This window comes from Winogradskyella ursingii (assembly GCF_013403975.1).
Lineage (GTDB): Bacteria > Bacteroidota > Bacteroidia > Flavobacteriales > Flavobacteriaceae > Winogradskyella > Winogradskyella ursingii.
The window spans coordinates 127,322-148,972 of the sequence record NZ_JABFDH010000005.1; the positions used below are offsets into that span (position 1 = coordinate 127,322).

Annotated in this window: 16 protein-coding genes; 3 read left to right on the forward strand and 13 right to left on the reverse strand. The window is 33.8% G+C overall.

Annotation, left to right across the window (positions count from 1 at the left end; all coding sequences use genetic code 11):
• Positions 1–110: 110 nt before the first annotated feature.
• Genes HM983_RS13400 through HM983_RS13425 form a run of 6 tightly spaced genes read right to left on the reverse strand, consistent with a single transcriptional unit; the run spans position 111 to position 6,352 of the window.
• Positions 111–1,442 (reverse strand): DUF58 domain-containing protein, encoded by a 1,332-nt coding sequence (locus tag HM983_RS13400; RefSeq protein ID WP_179346185.1) that lies wholly within the window; start codon positions 1,440–1,442, stop codon positions 111–113.
• Positions 1,442–2,503 carry an AAA family ATPase gene (locus HM983_RS13405; RefSeq protein WP_179346186.1) on the reverse strand — a complete coding sequence of 354 codons (1,062 nt, stop codon included), beginning with the start codon at positions 2,501–2,503 and terminating at the stop codon, positions 1,442–1,444. Before HM983_RS13405 ends, HM983_RS13400 begins: the two co-directional genes overlap by 1 nt.
• Positions 2,503–3,708 carry a DUF4350 domain-containing protein gene (locus HM983_RS13410; RefSeq protein WP_179346187.1) on the reverse strand — a complete coding sequence of 402 codons (1,206 nt, stop codon included), beginning with the start codon at positions 3,706–3,708 and terminating at the stop codon, positions 2,503–2,505. Before HM983_RS13410 ends, HM983_RS13405 begins: the two co-directional genes overlap by 1 nt.
• The gene (locus HM983_RS13415) at positions 3,701–4,432 is read right to left on the reverse strand and encodes a hypothetical protein (RefSeq protein ID WP_179346188.1); all 732 of its coding nucleotides are present in this window, start codon (positions 4,430–4,432) and stop codon (positions 3,701–3,703) included. The genes HM983_RS13410 and HM983_RS13415 overlap by 8 nt, the downstream gene beginning before the upstream one ends.
• Positions 4,425–5,345 carry a hypothetical protein gene (locus tag HM983_RS13420; RefSeq protein ID WP_179346189.1) on the reverse strand — a complete coding sequence of 307 codons (921 nt, stop codon included), beginning with the start codon at positions 5,343–5,345 and terminating at the stop codon, positions 4,425–4,427. The genes HM983_RS13415 and HM983_RS13420 overlap by 8 nt, the downstream gene beginning before the upstream one ends.
• Positions 5,342–6,352 carry a stage II sporulation protein M gene (locus HM983_RS13425; RefSeq protein ID WP_179346190.1) on the reverse strand — a complete coding sequence of 337 codons (1,011 nt, stop codon included), beginning with the start codon at positions 6,350–6,352 and terminating at the stop codon, positions 5,342–5,344. The genes HM983_RS13420 and HM983_RS13425 overlap by 4 nt, the downstream gene beginning before the upstream one ends.
• A gap of 35 nt (positions 6,353–6,387) precedes the next feature.
• Between HM983_RS13425 and HM983_RS13430 the strand changes: the two genes are divergently transcribed.
• Both HM983_RS13430 and HM983_RS13435 read left to right on the forward strand, forming a co-directional pair.
• Positions 6,388–7,113, forward strand: a complete 726-nt coding sequence (locus HM983_RS13430) for an RDD family protein (protein ID WP_179346192.1) — start codon at positions 6,388–6,390, stop codon at positions 7,111–7,113.
• Positions 7,114–7,364: 251 nt separating this feature from the next.
• Entirely contained in the window at positions 7,365–7,988 is a 624-nt protein-coding gene (locus HM983_RS13435; protein WP_179346194.1) for a trimeric intracellular cation channel family protein, read from the forward strand.
• A gap of 198 nt (positions 7,989–8,186) precedes the next feature.
• Here HM983_RS13435 and HM983_RS13440 read toward each other — a convergent pair whose 3' ends face one another.
• The 6 genes from HM983_RS13440 to HM983_RS13465 all read right to left on the reverse strand — a co-directional run bounded on the left by HM983_RS13440 (position 8,187) and on the right by HM983_RS13465 (position 17,117).
• Positions 8,187–8,954, reverse strand: coding sequence for a DUF6090 family protein (locus HM983_RS13440; protein WP_179345955.1), 768 nt, complete (start codon positions 8,952–8,954; stop codon positions 8,187–8,189).
• A 248-nt stretch (positions 8,955–9,202) separates the two neighbouring features.
• Positions 9,203–9,910, reverse strand: coding sequence for a CPBP family intramembrane glutamic endopeptidase (locus HM983_RS13445; protein ID WP_179346196.1), 708 nt, complete (start codon positions 9,908–9,910; stop codon positions 9,203–9,205).
• A gap of 223 nt (positions 9,911–10,133) precedes the next feature.
• Complete coding sequence (locus HM983_RS13450) at positions 10,134–11,321, reverse strand: M24 family metallopeptidase (protein WP_179346198.1); 1,188 nt, start codon at positions 11,319–11,321, stop codon at positions 10,134–10,136.
• Between the two features lie 170 nt (positions 11,322–11,491).
• On the reverse strand, positions 11,492–11,971 hold the full coding sequence (locus HM983_RS13455; protein ID WP_179346200.1) for a hypothetical protein: 480 nt from the start codon (positions 11,969–11,971) through the stop codon (positions 11,492–11,494).
• 146 nt (positions 11,972–12,117) lie between these two features.
• Positions 12,118–12,888 carry a hypothetical protein gene (locus tag HM983_RS13460; RefSeq protein ID WP_218841865.1) on the reverse strand — a complete coding sequence of 257 codons (771 nt, stop codon included), beginning with the start codon at positions 12,886–12,888 and terminating at the stop codon, positions 12,118–12,120.
• A 272-nt stretch (positions 12,889–13,160) separates the two neighbouring features.
• Positions 13,161–17,117: an AsmA-like C-terminal region-containing protein gene (locus tag HM983_RS13465; protein WP_179346204.1), complete on the reverse strand. Its 3,957-nt coding sequence runs from the start codon at positions 17,115–17,117 to the stop codon at positions 13,161–13,163.
• Between the two features lie 309 nt (positions 17,118–17,426).
• Here HM983_RS13465 and HM983_RS13470 point away from each other — a divergent pair, with 309 nt between their 5' ends.
• Positions 17,427–17,849 carry a DoxX family protein gene (locus HM983_RS13470; RefSeq protein WP_179346206.1) on the forward strand — a complete coding sequence of 141 codons (423 nt, stop codon included), beginning with the start codon at positions 17,427–17,429 and terminating at the stop codon, positions 17,847–17,849.
• A gap of 326 nt (positions 17,850–18,175) precedes the next feature.
• Here HM983_RS13470 and secA read toward each other — a convergent pair whose 3' ends face one another.
• On the reverse strand, positions 18,176–21,535 hold the full coding sequence (secA, locus tag HM983_RS13475; protein ID WP_179346208.1) for a preprotein translocase subunit SecA: 3,360 nt from the start codon (positions 21,533–21,535) through the stop codon (positions 18,176–18,178).
• Positions 21,536–21,651: the final 116 nt, after the last annotated feature.

The window sequence follows — 21,651 nt, forward strand, 5'->3', positions numbered from 1 at the left end:
TATTTTAATGGTTATTTGTTTAATTCTGATTCAAATATCCAACAATAGTATCTTCAAGAATAATTGAAATTACCGAACTGTAACTTTATAGGGATGAGTTGTATAAAACACTATAAGAGCCCTCTTGCTTTGATCTCTAAATATTTGTTTATAGTATTTATGGTAAGATATTCCGGTGCCGTTAAGATGGATTGAATGCCGTGTTTTTGAAGTTCATTTACAATCAGTTTCTTTTCGTAGATAAACTTTTCAGCAATTGTTTTCTGGAAAATCTCATAGGTGCTTTCGGCCGATGTATTGGTTAATTGCTGTAACTCGGTATTTTCAAAAAATATGACTACCAATAGGTGATTTTTAGCAATGGCCTTTAAATAGGGCAGTTGCCTGTGTAAGGCGTCCAGTGTCTCAAAATTGGTATAGAGTAACAATAGACCACGCTGTGTAAGATTTCGTTTGATGTCTATATACAATCTTGAAAAATCAGATTCGGAAAAATCTGTATTAATATTGTAAAGCGTTTCTAGAATTTTGTTCATCTGGGACGGTCTGCGTTCGGCTACGACTTTGTTTTCAACCTTGCGGGAAAATGTAAACATACCAGCTTTGTCCTGTTTTTTTAAAGCTACATTGCTAATAACAAGTGTGGCATTAATGGCATAATCCAACAAACTAAGTCCATCAAAAGGCATTTTCATGGCGCGACCTTTATCAATAACACTGTAAATTGGTTGAGAACGTTCATCCTGAAATTGGTTCACCATCAATTGGTTGCGTTTTGCAGTGGCTTTCCAGTTTATATTCCTAATATCATCACCATTGACGTAATCCTTAATTTGTTCAAATTCCATCGTGTGACCGATGCGCCTAATTTTCTTTAAACCATATTCAAATAACTTATTGGAAAATGCCATAAGCATATACTTGCGCAATTGTAAAAATGAAGGATAATTGGGCACCATCGCATCTTTAGCAAACTGGTAGCGACGTGTAATTAACCCAATGGGCGAATTGGCATAAATATTAAGACTGCCAAAGTGGTATTCACCACGTTCTAACGGACGCAGTGTGTATGTAATTTTCTTTTGGTCGTGTTTAGATAGCTGTGTTTCAATTTCAAAATCGCGCTTTTGATACTGAAACGGCATCTCGTCAATTAACAATAAATCAGTTGTAAAATTATAATTATTATTTATGGAAATCTCGATCGGATTAGCGTCACCGTTGCTCAATTTCTCAGGTAAAATCCGCGAAGCTGAAATACCTTTTTGTTTAAAAAGTAAAATCAAATCTACCAAAATCAGACCTACAGCAACAAAAAACAATACGGTAACCATACCCAATAGCCCTGGGAAAATGTATGCCAGAATAAAGAGTGCCACAAATGCTATGGCTATGGCAAAAAACCGAAAGGTTAAATAGATATGTTTAAAAAATCGTTTCACTATCTTGGAATCTCAATAGTTTCAAGAATTTGATCCACAACTTTATCTACTGTAAAAGCTTCCATTTCGCGCTCAGGCGTTAATACCAATCGGTGTTTTAAAACAGCTTTAGTGCAACGCTTAATATCGTCAGGTGTTACAAAATCCCTTCCGTTGATTGCGGCATTGGCTTTGGATGCATTTAATATTGCAATAGAGGCTCTAGGTGAAGCGCCTAAATACAAATTGGCATTGGTACGCGTATTATGAACAATAGAAGCAATATAGTTGAGCAGATTGTCCTCAACCACAATCTGTTTAATCAAATTTTGATAGTTCTTTATTGCAGTAGCTGATATAACAGAGTTGATGCTGTCAAAATCCAACACATCTTGTCTATTGTGATTATCCATAAGAATCTGAACTTCATTTTCAAGTGAAGGATAATCTACTTCAATTTTGAATAAAAAGCGATCCAGTTGCGCTTCAGGTAATCGATACGTGCCTTCTTGTTCAATAGGGTTTTGTGTGGCAAAAACCAAAAATGGTGGTGCCATATCGTAACGTGTACCGTCCATGGTAATCTGTCGTTCTGCCATGACCTCGAACAAAGCGGCCTGTGTTTTGGCTGGTGCTCTGTTAATTTCGTCAATGAGAACTATGTTAGAAAAAATAGGTCCTTTTTTGTATTCAAACTCACTGGTTTTAACATTGAAAATAGATGTACCTAAAATATCACTAGGCATTAAATCTGGAGTAAATTGAATTCTGCTGAAATCCACATCCATTGTTCTTGCCAGTAATTTAGCTGTAACGGTTTTAGCAACACCTGGTACACCTTCTATGAGCGAGTGGCCATTGGTGAGAATTGAAATGATCAACAGCTCAATCATTTCATTTTGACCGACAATGATCTTTGCGATTTCTGCTTTTATTTGCGAAACACTGTCCTGTAAAGGCTTGAGATCGATTCTGTTTTTAAAATCCTCAGAATTTGTTTCTGTGGAGTCATTTGAAGGTGCTACCTCATTTGTATTCGGTGTGTCCAAATGCTCATTAGCGTTTGTATTTTGGTCTTCCATTATATCTTTTGTTTTGTAAAATGTTCTATTTTTTTATTCAATTCTATAAGTTCTTGTTCGGTGTGATGATTTTTCGATTTAAGAAAAAGCAAATAATCGATCAAAGCCTTAGCATCCTCTTTTGTATTACTGGATTTTAAAGCTAATTTTTCAATAAAACCAGCGCTTAGTTTGCTCGTGTCCAGATAGTAATTGGTACGTACAAACTCTAAAAAATATTGAATTTTCTTATTAATTATATTAGTGTAATCGCCATGTTGGTAATACAACTCGCCAATGGTTTGGGTAAATTCTACTGTAGAATTTTGCAATTTATCAATCACAGGAATGATACGCTGTGTGCGCTTCCCTCTAAATATTACAAATAAAATAAGACCAAACATGCTTATATAAAATGACCATTTTAAAGCGGTGTTTGATAGGATATAACGCAATGGTGTTCTAATGACTTTTCGACCGCTCTTATAATTATTATCCCAAATCAATTGATTGTCTGGGATGTAGGACAAAACGGTGGCAGCATAATCTTCTTTATCATTTAGTAAATGATAGTTGGTAAACGCAAATGGATTGGAATGTAGCAAAAACATACCATCATTTTCGCCAAAGGGTACTTTGACAAAATTGGTGTGGAGTTGGTCGTAATTATCCTCATCTTTTATTGTCATTGTGCCCAAAACAGTTGTGGTGAGCGTATCGATAGAAGTGAAATAACTGTTTTCTATAACTTGGTCAAACAGTCTGTTGTTCTTTTTTAAAATCGGACTGGTAAATTGATGTTTTGATTCCTTTTTATACAGATTGGTGTACTGACGCTCTAAACTTACTTTGAGTGAATCCATTACATTTCCATAAAAATAGCTGCTACTGATAAAAACTGAATTACCCTGTTCCACAAATTTTAAAAGTGCATCAGACTCCTCGTTATCAAAACTGATATAGTTATTAATTAAAATGAGCGACTTCCTTTCTGTGGTATCAATTTCCTTTAAGTATTGATAAATAGTTTCTGATGAGACTAGAATATCTTTATCTGTAAACGTGTCTAGTTCATTGAACAGCACATAACAACCCAACGGAATTTTATCGGCCGCTGAATACGAGTCGCGCCAATTCAATGCTTTTGGTTTGGTGATTTCAGCAATCATCATAAATAAAACCACAGCGCCAATGATATATAGCGCTATTTTAGAGCGCTTATCCATATTGTACTGTTTTTATGAGTTGATTGAAATCGGCTTTATTTTTATTGAATCGTTCCTCATCCATCGGAAACTCACCGTACCAAACATAATCGTAGATATACGAGATGCGTTTAAACAATGCCTTAAGCTTGGTGTCTTTTATTTCGTTGAGATAGTCAGAATTGGTTTTGTCGTAATGCCATTCAATAGTTTTTTTATTCGCTAGTTCTTTTAAAGATTTTAGATACATGTAACGCGTAGCCAATCTGTAGTTATTGTCTTTAAGCGCTTCGTTAATGAGTTGGTCAAAGTCAATTTGTTCAATGTTCTCTTCAACAAAAGAAAAACCTTCAATGGTTTTGCTTTCCGTTTTAAATACCGAACTGACTGGATTTTGAAGCAAAAATTTAATGAGCAAGTAGAGTACAATGACACCCAATAAGCCATAAACAATATATTCCATGGTTTGGTAATCCAAAAAATCAATCTCGAAACCGAACACATCTCTCAACCAGCCAAAAAATGAGCGCAGTACGCGCTGTATAAGGTTAACTCCACCTGTATCGTTTATGGAATAATTGAATTCGTCACCTGTATAGTTTTCTTTAAAACTGTCCTTAAAATAGGTGACATCTAATTGAGATGAATCTTTTTTTATATCATTTTTTTCTTGCGCGAAAGAGCTCGAAAACACAAGTGAAGTTATTAAACCTGAACCTATATATTTAAGATTCAGCTTATTCATTAACACCAATTTGATCTATTTTTTGTTGAAGGAATACGTTATGTTTTACTTCATACAAATTATAATAGAGAATACTGTAAGCTACTTGAGATAGAGCTTGTGTATAGATAAAAGACAATAGAAATAGGGCAAACCCTAATGTGAACACCATAGTTGCAAATGTGCTTGTGGCAATATCAACATTGCTTTCTACTGAAAAGTAAACGTACACACCAATGATAAATCCAGGTATGGAAAGAATCAAAGCTGTGATCATTAAATTGAGAATACCAATAACTAGACCAAACAAAATGACCCGCCAAAAATTTGAAAATGTAAAATCAAAACCTTCAGACATGGCATCTCCAAATGACTTTTGAGTCGCGAAAATGGACATGAATGTAAGTCCGAATATTGCGGTTATTGAAAAACTTAAGCCGTATTGAATAATCATTCCTAAAAAAGGAATAAATGCCAATACGAACGAAATGATAATATTTACTAAATAGAGTAGTGCACCTACAATTATAAATACGATGATAATTCCTATTCGGCTAGAGATGCTTCTCCAAATGCGTTTAGAATCAACTTTACCCTTGTGATTTACAAAATCCCCAACAAATGCACTAGAAAAACTGTAATTGATCATTGCAGTAATAAATACCACTAAAACCAGAACAATAGCGCCAGCGATAAAATAATTTTCAGTATTCAAATCGCTTCCCATCCCAAACCGAAAATCCCTACTTGCCAGACCCATAAAACCTGTGACCAATAAATATGATGCAATCAACGTAAATATAATGCTTGCTGCATTATACCTTAAATACAAATTTGTATAGGTTTTAAAATTATTTTTTAAAAATTGAAAGTACGTGTTTATAATATCGCCAAACGTACTTCGGTTACGAAGTTCTATGTAGTTGTCGTTCACGCTGCTGCAGTATTTGGAAGGTTTTGGGACTCTAAATTAACGTTTTTGGGTCGTATGGCTTTATTCAAAAGTATGGGATAAAAAATATAATAATACACGATTAAAAATAACGACATAAATATAATACCATAAGCTAGAACTGGTGGCATTTGCTCACCATATCTAGTAATAAACCCTTCTATAAAACCAGCAATGATAAAAAACGGAATAGTACTAACCACAATCTTTAAACCGTCTTTGGCGCCTTTCATAAAGGCTACGCGTCTGGAATAAGTTTTTGGAAACAAAAAACTATTGCCCATCACCAAACCTGCACATCCTGCAATTACAATCACCGAAATCTCAATGGTACCATGAAGCCATATGGTTGAGGTTTTTTCAAGAATACCGTTATTATAAAAAAAAGTGATGAAGGCACCGAGCATAATCCCATTGCTAAAAAGAACGTAAATAGTACCAACGCTAAAAAAGATGCCAAATGCAAATGCGATGATTGCAACTCTAATATTATTGATGGTAATGCCCAAAAATGAACCAACATTGCTTCCGCTTTTATAAACTGCCATGGGTTCACCTTTTTCAATATTTTCAATGGTCATGTTCACATAGGCATCGCCCAATATCAGTCTAACAAAAGAATCGTCGTTTATAGTTGAAACTGCGCCAATGACTACAGCCGACATAAATATCAGGAAAGCATAAAGCAGTGTTTTATGGTACTGTCTAAAAAACAGTGGAAATTCGTCACGCCAAAACGTAATAATTTTGTTTTTAGATTCCTTTTTGGTAATGTAAATTTTCTGATGTGCCTGCGAAGCCAACGAATTTAGGTATAGCAAAGTTTTACTCTCAGGATAGTAGGTCTGGGCGTAAGATAAATCGTTAGTAAGTTGTATATAAAAAGAAGCTAAGTCGTCCGGATTTATTTTCGCATTATTATTGTTCAATGCCCTTTCAAAACCAATCCATTTTTCCTTATTTTGCTTCACGAAAGACGCTTCGCGCATAAAAAACAATTAAATTTAAACGAATATACATTGCAATGAGCAAATTAGCAATTAACACCGCCCAAAATGTCAACCTAGATTACAAGTTAATTGGTCTGGGAGAGCGCATGGTGGCATTTTTAATCGATGGGATTATATTGGTCACTTACATGACCATTATGGAAAATCTTGTTGCTTTCTCAGAGTTATTCGATTCAGATGGTTGGACCCGACAAGGCTTTACGGGATTGTTTTTACTACCTGCTTTTTTTTATTCGTTATTGTGCCATATTATTTTTGGTGGGCAAACGGTTGGTAAAATGATCATGAAAATCAAAGTGGTACGTCTCGATGGTTCTCCAACGCAATGGTACAATTTATTGGTCCGTTGGATGTTAAGAATCGTTGATATTTGGCTGTTTTTTTCATCGATTGGTGTGTTAAGTATCTTACTTTCAGACAAAAAACAGCGTGTAGGAGATTCCGCTGCTGGAACCGTGGTGATCAGCGTAAAGAAAAAGCATAAAATTACAAGCACTATTCTAGAAGAAATAAATGACGATTACGTCCCTGTATTTACCAATGTGACGCAGTTGACCGATAGGGATATCCGAATCGTAAAAGAGGCTTTTTTACTATCCAAAAGAAACAATGATTTTAAAACACTCACCATGCTGAAAAACAAGATATGCAATGTGTTGAAGATCGAAACCAAACTGTATGATGTTCAGTTTATAGATACTATTTTAAAGGATTATAATTATTATACTCAAAGAATGTAAGCAGAGAACCATTTCTTTCTTTTCGGAAAAAGTACGTGAATCGCTAATGTTGAGTGAAGTTGAAGCATCTCAGAGAATCAAGCTTTTCAAATGAAATGAAAAAAGGGAGTTGGGTGGTTGTCCTGTCCTGAGCCAAGTCGAGGGGCTTTACAAGAACTGGCTTCAGAATCTCAAGAAAATGAATAATTGCCGCAATATATCTTGAGTAAAGTAGAAAATCAGGAATAATAAAAATTTAAACGATTTACAGAATGAATGACACGTTTTTCCAGATCATCGATATTTTAGGAACCATAGCATTCGCAATTTCTGGAGTATTGGTAGCACTTAACAAAAGAATGGATGCTTTTGGTGTGCTTATTATTGCATTTGTTACAGCTGTTGGTGGTGGCACATTGCGTGACGTTATGATTGGGATTGAACCTGTATCATGGATGACAAACATGACTTATGTTTACGTTATCATTGGATCAGCAATCTTAGCAGTAGTCTTAAAAAAATATATAGGATATTTAAGTAGAACACTCTTTTTGTTTGATACCATTGGTATTGCGCTTTATACTGTTGTTGGCATTGAGGTTGGTCTTATTGCTGGTTTGCATCCCATTATCTGCATTGCTTTAGGTACGATGACCGCATGTTTTGGTGGTGTCATCAGAGATATTCTTTGTAACGAGATTCCGGTAATTTTTAGAAAGGAAATTTATGCCACAGCATGTATTTTAGGTGGTCTAACATACTTTTTGCTGCGTGAATTTTTAGAGGATAGAAACTATCTTTTTATTATCGCCGGACTTATAGTGATGACTGTGCGATTGCTGGCAGTAAGGTTTGAAATTAGTTTACCCAGTTTATATAAGGATGAGAAAAAATAAGTGAGGTATCCTTCCATGCCTTTCAACCTTTTTTATTTAAAGTTTTACTTTTAGGTTGAATAACGTTTTCAGATTTCTGCCGATAGGGATGTAGGCTTTCATTTGTTGCTATTATTTATTGGTAGAACAATTAATATTCCGATAAACACAAGAATGATTTCTCCAATAGCACATTTTTATTTTAAACATTTTTCTCTCCTAGTCGTCGGTTATTGCATCAATTTCTTTGATAATTAAATTTCCTAATTCAGTTAGCTGATCATATTGTTCAATCATCGTATCAAATTGCCAGGCAGCTAAACTAATCACATTTCTATAAGCTGGTTTGGCCGTATATTCTTTAAATGCCTGGTCATATTCGGATTGAGGTGTGGCTTTTGTAGCTAGAGAATCTAATGACATAAATGCCGATGCCAGAATAAGTGACCTATCGAATTGCGTATCGAGATAATTCTCTTGATGAACCGTATACTGATTGTAGCTCTTCTCATTTTCTGCGATAACATCCACCAAGTTGTAATATTTTGCCATAAGTGAATCGAGTTTGGTATTATTGATTTTACCGTAGTATGCAGAATTTTGCAATGATTCATAGCCTCCAGAATTTGGTTTAAAGTAAAAATCGACAAAAGCTGAACCGCTTATCTTAAACAAGAAAAGATTATCACTTTCGGTCTTTTCTAAGATACTATTACGAGCTTTTTTACAAAGCTCAGCAATTTGTCTTCTTCCTTGAGATAATAGTTCAAGTTGTTCTAAATCTTCCATTGTATGGGTTTTAATCTTTACCAAATATTCATTCAGAGATTTTTTATCTTTTATAGACTGATTCCAATTGTTTATCTGTAATGCAATCAAAATCCCAATTACCACAAGTATAATTTCCCCAATGGCATATTTTAAATACTTTCTTGTCTTATTTTCTGAAAGCGAGTTTTGGCGAATTTTCCGAAAGAACTTTATCATATTCTTTTTCCCGAGAAAGCGGAAATCTTATTGGTTGGTTTCCTTAAAGATATGATTTTAATTGAATTGGGTAGTTTATATTGTGAAGACTAAAGGTGTCTTGTCCTAAAATATGGTTATAGGTAAAAAGTTGGTAGACGATGCTAAATATTAAAATCCTCTAGTGAAAAATCGATGCAATTTTACTTACCTCTTTGGTGGCAGACGGTATTTTTTACTATAGTACTTTTTTGCTTTACGCTTTTTAATTAAATCACTCTTTCAATCATGGACATACTATTTAATATGCAATGAGCAATTATTAAGGGCCATAAATTTCGTCCAAATTTCACATACGCTATTCCCATTATTAAACCAATAAGTCCAACAGTAATCGACCTTTCTGATAAGTCGTTTGAATGTCTAAATCCGAAAATAAATGCTTGTAAGATTACAGCTATGACAGTAGCAAATGTAGTTGAAGAAAACAATTTTTCAATCCAGTTCATCAAAAAACCTCTATCTAGTAGTTCCTCTAACATTGATTCAAGCCAAATGAATGGGATAATTATAAAAAACTGCAACCAGTTTCCTTTTAGATTTCCAAATTTAGACTCTGCACTTTCAGATGATGTATCCGATGCTAAAGAAAACGGTAATTGGTCTTTTGTAATTTCAAAGGTTATGATTGAAATCATTATTGAAATGAGAATAATAATTGAAATGCCTAATGCTCTCCATAAATTTTTTGGTTTAGTTAATCCCAAATCATGCCAAGAAACACGTCTAACTTTCATTCTCCAACTTGCTACAATCAAAGTTGTTAATGACCAAAAAAGGCCATTCGCGATAAAACCTACTTTTGGTATATATATCTCCCTTATCAAGAACATAACAGAAACGTAGATAATAAGGTCAAAAAGGAATCCTTTGTAATTAGTTGGTTGTAAATTAGAAAAAGTAATGTCTTTGGTCATTTTGATGGTTCAGATCCTCAATTGGACGAGTATTTTTTCTAATTGTTACAATTTCAATTTAATGTAGCTCGAGCAATGTCTTGTTTAGAAATATGGTTTTAAGTAAAAAATTGTTAGACCATGCTAAATATTAAAATGCCCTAGTGAAAAATCGATGCAATTTTACTTACCTACTTGTTGGTAGACATGTTTCTTAACAAAGAACTTTTTAGGGATGAGGTATTTATATGCCATACATTTTCTTGACGATATTCCCTTTTAATTTTTGTAGTGGTTTTGAGTTTGTAAACGTTAAACTTTTTATATCGTCAGGACAATTGGTTAATATTTCATATCCATTTTTTGTGATCAATACAGTGTCTGAATGTCTAAAACCTCCAATACCTTCGATATAAATTCCTGGTTCAATACTAACAACCATATTTTCTTTTAAAACGGTTTTGTCTCCTTCGGCTAAATAAGGACCTTCATGATTTCCTAAACCTATGCCATGACCTGTTCTATGCATTAAATTCTTCTTTAAACCTTGGTCTATTAAAAATTGTTTGGCAGCTAAATCTACATCTTCTGCAATAGTGCCAGGTTTTAAAACCGCATAACTTCTTCTTCTTGCTTCCATCATTAACTTAAAAGCTTCTTCTTGATCTTTTGTTGGTTGACTGGTAAAAAATGTTCTTTCCAATTCAGCCGAATAGCCATTTACTCGTAAAAATGCCAAACTAATATGTGAGCCTTCAATAAAAACATCAGATACTTTCGGAATTCCGTGAGGTTGAAATGAAATTCTACTCGGCCAAGCTGCTACTAAGATATTTGTAGCTAAATAATCAAATGGTGTTTCTTTAATTACTTTTTGTTGAATAGAACGTCCAATTGAAAATACCTCAAGTTCCGACATTCCGAAATATGCATTCTTATTTAATTTATCGATACTAATATCACAATATCTAGAAGCTTGCTTTATTAATTCAATTTCCTGACTGCTTTTAATCCACCTATGTTTTTCTAATATTGTATTTGCTACGGTTTTAAGATTAACCGAGGCCAAAAAAGCTGCTATTTCAAAAGGTGTTTTTCCACTAATTCCAATAAGTTTACTGTCCTTTACTTTCTCTAAAAGTACATCTTCCCAACGTTCTGGTTTTTGAGCAGGATATTCCCAATAACTTACTATCTCATTAATATTATCAACTGTTTTAAGGTGAGCTAATTCCATTTTAGGAACAATAAAACTCACCTTATTTTCTTTAATTACTAATAAAAATAATCTTTCAAGACTTTTGTAGGTCAATCCAGTTAGGTAGTAAATATCTTCTTCTTCTGAAATGATTAAAGTATCTATATCACCAGTTTTAATCTTATCTTGTGCTAATTGTATTCTTTGTTTGTATTCAGATTTACTTATTTTCAAATCGTAGTTTTATTGTTTTTTCTAATTTAGGCTAAGGGTTTTGCTAAGTTTTTGTTATGGAAAAATTCGCAGGATTCTTTTCGCAATAGTGGAAAGATAGTAAATAAGGGTTTAATTTCACTTAGGAATTATCTCGTAATGAATTATAGTAGTTGTTATGTAGCGTTATTTTATTCGGTTAAAATAATCAAGACATTTTTTCCTTCATTTCCACTACAGTTGAGAATTGTAGTATCGGCATCTTTGAGAACTAAAAGACTTTTAATCGCATTGTGTTCTATACGATATTCTTTCCGCTCTTTTTTATGAACTAAAATTCCATTCATAACAATCAACGAAATACTATCTCTATTGTTCATATTATATCTTTTTTTGAATTCCTCCGATTCAATTTCGGTCAGATTAAAAGATTCAGATTCTTTATTCAATTGAGATATATGTAGCGTTTTAGTTTTTCTGTTGGCTGTTATATCAATTATATTTTCGGGATCTAGATAGTATTTTTCAAGTTCTATTTCTGATTCCTTATTCAGTAATGTTTTATAACTCTTATTTAAATCTAAGTTTCTAGCTTTTTTATAATTCACCAACCTTATTCCACAACTGGAGAAAAGGATAAGAATTAATATATATAGAGTTTTTATTCGCATATTTTTTATGCTATACAATTTGTGTGTAAAGTTTGTTAAGTGGTTAAGGGCTGAATTTAGCAAATACAAACCAAATAGAAAATCAGTGAGGATTTTTGTAAGTTGGCGATGACGAGCAATTACTTATAGCTATCCTAAGTTTGCATCTAGTTTTTTAAATATTTAATTTTCCTAGTCTTAGTTTCAGTTATCTTTTTCTTTTTCCCATCTATTTGTATTTTCTTTAATATTGTCCAATTTCCTTGTTTGTCATATTTATATTTAACTAAATATTTAATATTAGAACTTGATGTTGGCCAATAAAATTCTGTCAAGTCTCCAAAATCATTCCGTTTTATTTCAAAGTCCTTTCTAAAAAAATCGGTTTTGTTTAAGACAATTGAGCCATCTTCTCTATAAACTTTGTAAATGAATTGGTTGTTTTTATAATCGTATTCAGCTGTAGATAATCCGGTTAACTGATTATTGATATTCAGAGTTCTAATTTCAACAGGATTACTGTATTCATTTAAGATTACTCTCATTGTATAGTTCAATGTTCCATCTTGATTAAGTATTTTTAAATCCTTTGTTTTTTCTCCATATACAGTTTCGTATTTTGAAGTCCTCCAGCCCAAAGCTTTATGTTTGAACCTTACGGTATTTTTTAAAACGCGATTTAAAGTGTCAAAAGAAAATTCTCTAGTGGATTCAAGTTCCGAGTCTTTATATCGTTTCAATCTGACAATTGCACTTTCTGGAAACGTGTAATTTATTTTTTCGGAATAGGTAAAATCTTGACCAGGATTTACTTGCCTTGTAACGATAATTTCTTTTACATTTCCATTTTTTAGAACATAATCTTTAGGTAAATCAATTCTGCTTATTTCCGTATGCATTGAAGTTTGTCCAGCGCAATATATACTGAACAAAAGCATAAATATTATTTTTAGTAAATGGTCTTTCATTGAAATAGCTACAACTTATTATACAACAACAACAACAACAACAACAACAACAACAACAACAACAACAACAACAACAACAACAACAAAAAGTTCTGTTATCCTTTAATTATTTTGGGATATCTCAACTAATAAGCTTGTGTATTCAATTATAAATATATCAAAAACAAGTTGCTTTATGTGCTTATATTAAATTTTGAGACTTTTTTATATGTTCTGCATCTGGTTTCATTTAAAAGCATTCATTAATTACGTTCTGCGTTCATTTTTCGTAGTTTCCGATTGCTTAATCTAAACTTCACTTTTAAATCTCTATTCTTTTTCTTTTCTTCGGTCTTGTCCTGTATCAGTTGCACATAGAATTTAGAGCCAGCATCAGCATAGGTGGTTTTTTTGGGTAAGGTAAGTCCTTTGTTGCGTTTTAAATTTTTCCATGGTAATGACAGCCAAATATTTACATATTCGTCAAACTTTAAGCGACCTTCAGCAAATACGTGTAAGGCAGACGATTGTATTTCTGTACGAGGAATAATCAATTCGCCATTGACAATATTAAAAGTTTGTACAATGGGTCTAAACTTAAGATTCTTAAAACGCTCATCTTTCATCAATACCGAATTGTCCATAATTGGTTTGTAATTATAGATCATCAGATCAGTAAGGTTGAGCTCTGCTTGGCCATTGAGTGAAGTTAAATCCAGTTGACCTTCACGATCTACAATTCCTTTGGTAGACATGCTAAAACTTAGATTTCCTCCTATTTTATCTGTATTTCTTAACGCTTGGTCATCAAAATAATCAAACTTGGTAACGAGAGTATTCAAATCCATACTATCAATCTTCATTCTGATTTTAACTGGTGTGCTTGTCTCACTTGCGATGCCAACATCCACATTCAAATCTATTGTGCCTCCGTAGAAATTAAGATGTGTATCCTTGATTTTAAAATTACTGTTCTTATCAAATAGAAGGTTCAGGCCAAAATCGGTGATGTTTAAATTGTTATGACTTAATGTGTCTACACTAATATTGGCGGTCGGATAGAATGAGCTGTTAATGCCTATCATGGCACCTTTAAATTGCTCTAAACTGAATTCTTTTTTTGTTGTTTCAACCTTATCGTAAGATGAATTGGCCAAAAATTTTAAAATATCAGCAGAATCTAAATAAGGAGAATAAATAGTAAAATTGGAACTGCGAAGCGTGTCACTCCCTACATTATTAATAAAATCTGAAAACTGATTTATTGATCCAGCGAAATATACCGAGCTCTTTCCTGGTAAATTAATATCCAATGTTTTTAACGTTGCTACATCATCATTAATTTCTACGTGCAAGCTGTCTATCGGAATTTCAAGACCAGCAACATTATAATCTATGATGGAATGGCCTATTTTTAAGTCGCCAAAGCCATTTGAATTAATGATTTGAAGATCTTTTGCCTGTGCTTTGTATTCACCTTTAAACTCAAAATCTCCAGATTGAAATATGAAGTTTTTTGTTTTAAGATAGGCATTTAAATCCTTGGACTTACCCTTAATACTCACCGAAAAATCCAAATCAAATGGATTGTTATTCGTTATTTCTAAATAATCTGTATGAGCATTAACCTCACCACTGATTTTGGCTGACGTGTCTTGATAATTAAAATTGAGATAATCTAATTTTAAAATGGAATCATTCTCAAAAAACGCTAAAGCATTAATGTTTTCGGTATTTAAATCTTGATACTTAAGAGAATCAATCGCCAACTCAATTTTTGGATTAAACCTGTTGATATCCTTAAAAAGCTGAGACAATGCGGTGTTGTTACTTTTATTATTGGATATATCTTCGTTTTTAAAGCTGTTTATTTCGGTGAGTAAGGCGTCTCCATCCATATATGAAGCTGCAATTTTTAAGTAAATAGAGCCATCTTCTGGTATCTCATCCAACAAAAAAGTTGGAAATTTTTTAATGTTGCCGCTTAGATTAATTGGGCTTAGATCACCGATTTCTACATCGAATTTTCTCAGAAACATATCAGATTCATCTACAAAAAGCTTTAACGAATCAATGGCAATATCCATGTCCGCCGGTGGATAGTATAGTTTGGTTTTGCTCAAGATAAGATCTCCTTTAGCATTATTTAAAAGTTCACTTAACTGTTTAACATTGCCGTTAACCGTACCATTAAATTCATATTTTCCAGCATCAATTCGGAATAATTGGATATTAAAAAGATCTCTAAAAATAGAGATGCTACCATTGGACGTTGCTTCTGCATTAATATTTATGGTGTTGCTTAAATTACTTTCGGGCTTTGGCACAATGACATTGCCCTTTATATTGGTAGAAGCTTCTAAATAATTGAAATCGAAATTGCGTAGTAAAATAGTTTCGGCATTAATAAGATCGATGTTGGATTTTAAATCGGAAATCGTCACATCATTATAGGTTAGCGCTTCAACATCAATATCAAAACTCGGATGGAATTGGCCATAAATAGCTTGTAGTGTTTCATGCAGAGTTTTACGATCGTCAATGGTTGCAGTGCTTTCAGGTATAAACTCTTTTGCAAGTTCAATAATGTTATTGATATTAAGTTGTTTTGCATTAAGAGAAATATGGCTTGTGGTGGTGCTCACTGGATTTTTGGCAATTAAGCCTGAAATGTTTTCAAGTTGTCCTTGCAATGCCATATTTTCATCATTTGGTAAATTAATGACTAATTGATTTAAGGTAGAAGTACCACGATTTAAATCCAAATCAATCACTAGGATAGGTAATTGAAGGCCATTCTTTTTGAGAATTACTTGTGTGTTATTCAAAATGAAATTCCCTTTAGCTTTATCAATAAATTGATAGGGATTGGGAATGTTACCAGATATATTAGCATTAAGTTGAAAGGACCCACCTATAAAATCAAAGTTTTCAGTTTCAATCAATTGGGCTAAGGCTTCATTGCTACCTTTTAATAAGATATCCGCATTTACGTAGTTAAGTGCGTCAGGTGTGCTTTGGTAATAAGCATTTTCAATCTCTACTTTAATATCCTCAATATCAGCAACCAAATCGTTGAAGGTAATTTTGAGGTCACTTGCTGTTTTTTTAATTCTTTTGAGGCTATCTGTTGTATAAATATTGTTGGTTAATTGCCCACTGAAGGAAACGTTTTTGAGCGATGTGTTTTTACCGATTATAATGTTATTATTTTCCGTGTAAAAGTCAACTTTAATATTGGCATCATTGCCATAGGCAAATTCGCCAAATAGATTTAGATTGGTATTGATTGGAAGCTCTAGATTATAAAGTTCAATTTTAGAACTTATATTTCTAGGCAAGAGTGTTTTAAGTGTTTCAAAATCTGTATTCGAATTTTGAAGTATAAACTCATACGAGTCTGATTCTGATAAATCAAAATTGGCACTTAAAACAAAAGGTTGATTATCGACATTGAATAAAAATTCGGGTACTGAAATATGGTCATTTTCTAAATCAAGCACAAAATTTGGATTGCCAGTAACTCGAGCACCATTAAAATAACTTCCTTTATTGGTGTTAAAACCCATGGTATTCACCGTGATGTCCATGGCAAGATTTCCGTTATGTCGATTTTGATCTCTTTTGTATGAACCTTGAATACTGTGAATCTCAACATTGAATTGTTTGTTTAATATGGTATCCTTGGTGAGGTATTTAACTTCCTTTAATGTAAATGATACACCATCTGGATGTAGCCATTCTGGTAGATTTAGACCTGGTTTGTTTTTTTCATTTTGCTTAAGCTTTTCGTGATATTCTAATGGTCTTTCAGAAATGACTTCAGACGAAATAATCGCATTTTCAATAATGATTTTCTCAAATTTAATATCGCCACGCAATAGGTTTCCTGCTCCTATTGTGAGTTTAGCCTTTTCAATTTCAATACTTGAAAATTGATCTGCAATAGAATCTTGGTGTGTTTGTTTGATGTCTTTAAGCGTAAAGCCAATTTTTGGAAAATCACTTATAAAACTTGCATTTACGCTACCTATTTTTAATGTACCAGAGTTGTTTTCGTTATACCAATCTTGCATATAATCGATCACCGTATCTCTGTTAAACCAGCCTATTGTAAAAAGAATCGTTGGAAATAGGACAATGAGTAACAGAACAGAAAGAATCTTTTTCCGCCATTTTAGGTAGGTGTATCTCTTTTTATGGGATTTAGGGGTTTGCAAATTTCAATTTTATGGGAAATTAATATAAAATTTTTTATTGCGGATTTGATGATGTGTATTTCTTTATTGAACTTAAATATGAAAGGATTTTTAAAACGTTCCGAATATAGTATGATAACATAAAAAAGGTTAGGATAAAACAACTGTTTTTTGTGTTAGCATGGTCTTTGAAATCTTTTTAATACTCAATAAACTTATTGCTTATCAGAGGGTTACTTAGTATTTAAACTTGTATTTATGTGTGAAAATCATCAATTTCTCAATAAAAATAATTAACTTTAGAGTAGTCGAATCAATATCAGTAAGATTATGGGCTATATAAAATCACTGAACAAATGGGCTAATGCACACTCGTATTATCCTCTTGATTTACTAAGAATTGCTTTGGGTATTCTTCTGTTTTATCAGGGAGTTTATTTTATGTCTAACCTACCTCTTTTAATGGACCTCTATGAGCCGATTAAACCTTTAATAGGTGATGTTTTTTTAGTGCACTATATTGCTCCTGCTCATTTTGTAGGTGGCTTTTTAATTGTCTTTGGACTCTTAACACGGTGGGCAATAATCGCTCAATTGCCAATTCTTATTGGGGCTGTTTTAATTAATTTCGTTGGTGAAATGAACACCTCAAATTTTATTTTATCAACTACGGTATTATGTGTATGCATTTTCTTTTTATTCTATGGATCTGGTAAACATTCAGTAGATAAATATTTGAAGATGCAACAATAGTAGGAAGGTGTTTCAATAATAGAGTAGTGCAATCATTTTTAATTTCTGAGCTGTCTTTGGCTCAATTTCAACAATGTATTTAATCTCGGATGACTTTTTCCTGATAAAACATGATAGAGTTCCCATGCGTTTAAAAACGAACCATATTTAAAATGGTGAAAACTATTATCAAACAATTCAATTTCAGGATGTACTTTTTTATTTTTTATGCACCCTAAGAACGGATTGGTTTTCCCACAATGATATCAAAAAAAAATCCTGATGATAAACATCAGGATTTTAAGTTTTAATTATGTGATTCCTTTCCGTGAAGGAATGAAAATTGACTAGTCATTAACCAAAACCCATTCGCCTTTATCAATCAACGGAATGGCTTGCTTGTATTTTACAGTTTTGTTTTCACCGCTCATTACATGCTTGATCGTAACTTTATCATTACGACCAATTTTTGGCTGCTCCCTAACAATAGTTTCCACAACTTGTTGCTGTTGGCGAGATGCTCCTTGTCCAGCAGACCTGCTTTGTGCAGCACGTTCGTCCATATTAGGAATTTCCTCTTTTTGGGTTTCTAATTTTTCCTGCTTTCTAGCTCTTGCTTCTTGAATGGTGTCGGCAGTTTCCTGTGGAATTTCGCCTTTAAATAAGAATGAAATCACATCTTTATTTACTTGGTCAATCATACCCTTGAACAATTCAAAAGACTCAAACTTATAGATTAACAAAGGATCTTTTTGTTCGTGCACCGCTAATTGAACGGATTGCTTTAATTCATCCATTTTGCGTAAATGCGTTTTCCAGGAATCATCTACAATGGCTAAAGTAATATTCTTTTCAAAATCATTGATAAGTTGCTTTCCTTTGGATTCGTAAGATTTTTCTAAATCAGTTACGACCTGAAGATTTTTTACTCCATCCGTAAATGGAACAACGATACGTTTAAATTTATCACGCTGTGTCTTGTAAACATTTTCAATTACAGGGAATGCCAAATCTGCTGCTCGCTGCATTTTCTCACGATAGTGCTTAAAGGCTGCTTTGTAAATTACACCAGCAATTTCTTGTGCACCCATTTTTCCGAATTCAGCTTCAGTAATTGGAGAAGGCATAGAGAAATAACGAATCAATTCGAATTCAAAATTCTTAAAATCATTAGCTTCTTTGTTGCTAAGTGCGATTCCTTCAGACGTGTCGTAGATCATGTTGGCCAAATCCACACGAAGACGCTCTCCATGCAACGCATTACGACGACGTTTGTAGACTACTTCACGTTGCGCATTCATTACATCATCATATTCCAACAAACGTTTACGTACACCAAAGTTGTTTTCCTCAACCTTTTTCTGCGCACGCTCAATAGACTTGGATATCATGGAATGCTGAATTACTTCACCTTCCTTAAGTCCCATTCTGTCCATCATTTTGGCAATACGTTCACTACCAAAAAGACGCATTAAGTTATCTTCTAAAGACACATAAAACTGTGAGCTTCCTGGATCTCCTTGACGACCAGCACGACCACGCAACTGTCTATCGACACGACGTGAATCATGACGTTCAGTACCAATGATGGCCAAACCACCAGCCTCTTTTACCTCGTCACTCAATTTAATATCCGTACCACGACCAGCCATGTTGGTGGCAATAGTTACTTGACCTGCATTACCGGCTTGTGCAACAATTTCTGCCTCTTTTTTATGTTGTTTTGCGTTAAGTACGTTATGCGGAATTTTACGAATGCTCAACATCTTCCCTAAAAGTTCGGATATTTCTACATTGGTTGTCCCTAATAGTACGGGTCTTCCTGCTTCGGAAAGTGCTGTAACTTCGTCGATAACGGCATTGTATTTTTCACGTTTAGTTTTGTAAACCAAATCGTCTCTATCATCTCTGGCGATTGGTCTGTTAGTTGGAATTTCAACCACATCCAATTTATATATTTCCCAGAATTCACCAGCCTCTGTAACTGCTGTACCTGTCATACCAGACAGTTTACGATACATTCTGAAGTAATTTTGAAGTGTTACCGTTGCAAAAGTTTGCGTGGCAGCTTCAATTTTTACGTTTTCTTTTGCCTCTATCGCTTGGTGAAGTCCATCACTGTAACGACGACCGTCCATAATACGACCCGTTTGCTCATCGACAATCATTACTTTGTTGTCCATGACAACATACTGATTGTCTTTTTCGAACAATGCATAAGCTTTCAACAATTGGTTTAGTGTATGGATACGTTCAGATTTTATAGCGAAATCTCTAAACAAGTCCTCTTTAAGATTGGCTTCTTCTTCAGAAGACAAACCTTTTGCTTCAATCTTTGCAATTTCAGTTCCCATTTCTGGCATGACGAAGAAATTTGGATCATCTTCACCTGAAAGAAATTCAACACCTTTATCGGATAATTCTACCTGATTGTTTTTCTCATCAATCACATAATAGAGTTCTGCATCTACTTTTGGCATTTCTCTATTATTGTCTTGCATATAGGTATTTTCAGTTTTTTGAAGTAACTGTTTGATACCTTCTTCACTTAAATATTTAATAAGTGCTTTGTTTTTAGGAATACCTCTGTAGGCTCTTAACAATAAAAAACCACCCTCTTTAGTGTCACCAGCGGCAATCAGTTTCTTAGCTTCAGCTAATACACCAACTAAATACTTACGTTGCACATCTTCGATTTGTTGCACTTTTGGTTTAAGCGCATCAAATTCGTGTTCGTCACCTTTTGGAACTGGACCAGAAATAATCAATGGCGTACGTGCATCATCTACTAAAACGGAATCTACCTCATCGACAATTGCATAATGATGTGGACGTTGTACCAAATCTCCTGGCGAATGTGCCATATTATCACGGAGGTAATCAAAACCAAATTCGTTATTTGTTCCGTAAGTAATATCTGCATTATAGGCTTTGCGTCTTGCATCTGAATTTGGTCTGTGGTAATCGATACAATCAATGCTCATACCATGAAATTGAAAAATAGGTGCCATCCATGCGCTATCACGTTTTGCCAGGTAATCGTTAACCGTTACCAAATGAACACCTTTGCCAGCAAGGGCATTAAGATACACGGGAAGCGTAGCAACCAATGTTTTACCTTCACCCGTTTGCATCTCTGCAATTTTACCTTGGTGCATGGCCACACCACCAATAAGCTGTACATCATAATGAATCATGTCCCAGGTAATTGGCTTGCCTGCTGCATCCCATGAGTTTGCCCAAATGGCTTTATCTCCATCTAAGGTCACATAATCATTATCACCAGAAATCTCACGGTCAAAAGCATTGGCGGTTACAGGTATTTCGGTATTGTGCACAAAACGTTTTGCAGTCTCTTTTACGACAGCAAAGGCTTCGGGTAGTATATCGTTAAGAACATCTTCTGTAACGTCATAGATGTCATCATCAATTTTATCAACTTCTAAATAGATGTCCTCTCGCTCGTCAATATCTTCAGTATTTTCGGCTTTATTGAGAAGTTCGTCTTTTTTGTCTTGAAGTGGTTTTCTAGCTTCAGCAATTTTTGCTTTAAACTCGATAGTTTTTGCTCTCAGTTCGTCGTGGGATAGAGCTTCGAGAGCACTTTCAAACGATTTTATTTTTTCTACAATTGGTTTTATAGCACCAACGTCTTGTTTGGATTTATCTCCAACAAAAACTTTTAGTACTTTGTCTAGTATGCCCATTTTATTTGTTTTGTTTCAGTACTGATTGGTTTCAAATACTGAATGTTGTTTAATGATTCTAAGCTGTCACATCGAGCGCAGTCGAGATGCTCTTTTTGAAATTGGAAGATATCTCA

Coding starts and splice junctions, on each gene's coding strand:
- HM983_RS13405 (WP_179346186.1), bottom strand. CDS start 2,503: ATGGAAGACCAAAATACAAACGCTAATGAGCATTTGGACACACCGAAT.
- HM983_RS13410 (WP_179346187.1), bottom strand. CDS start 3,708: ATGGATAAGCGCTCTAAAATAGCGCTATATATCATTGGCGCTGTGGTT.
- HM983_RS13415 (WP_179346188.1), bottom strand. CDS start 4,432: ATGAATAAGCTGAATCTTAAATATATAGGTTCAGGTTTAATAACTTCA.
- HM983_RS13425 (WP_179346190.1), bottom strand. CDS start 6,352: ATGCGCGAAGCGTCTTTCGTGAAGCAAAATAAGGAAAAATGGATTGGT.
- HM983_RS13430 (WP_179346192.1), top strand. CDS start 6,388: ATGAGCAAATTAGCAATTAACACCGCCCAAAATGTCAACCTAGATTAC.
- HM983_RS13435 (WP_179346194.1), top strand. CDS start 7,365: ATGAATGACACGTTTTTCCAGATCATCGATATTTTAGGAACCATAGCA.
- HM983_RS13440 (WP_179345955.1), bottom strand. CDS start 8,954: ATGATAAAGTTCTTTCGGAAAATTCGCCAAAACTCGCTTTCAGAAAAT.
- HM983_RS13445 (WP_179346196.1), bottom strand. CDS start 9,910: ATGACCAAAGACATTACTTTTTCTAATTTACAACCAACTAATTACAAA.
- HM983_RS13455 (WP_179346200.1), bottom strand. CDS start 11,971: ATGCGAATAAAAACTCTATATATATTAATTCTTATCCTTTTCTCCAGT.
- HM983_RS13460 (WP_218841865.1), bottom strand. CDS start 12,888: ATGCTTTTGTTCAGTATATATTGCGCTGGACAAACTTCAATGCATACG.
- HM983_RS13470 (WP_179346206.1), top strand. CDS start 17,427: ATGGGCTATATAAAATCACTGAACAAATGGGCTAATGCACACTCGTAT.
- secA (WP_179346208.1), bottom strand. CDS start 21,535: ATGGGCATACTAGACAAAGTACTAAAAGTTTTTGTTGGAGATAAATCC.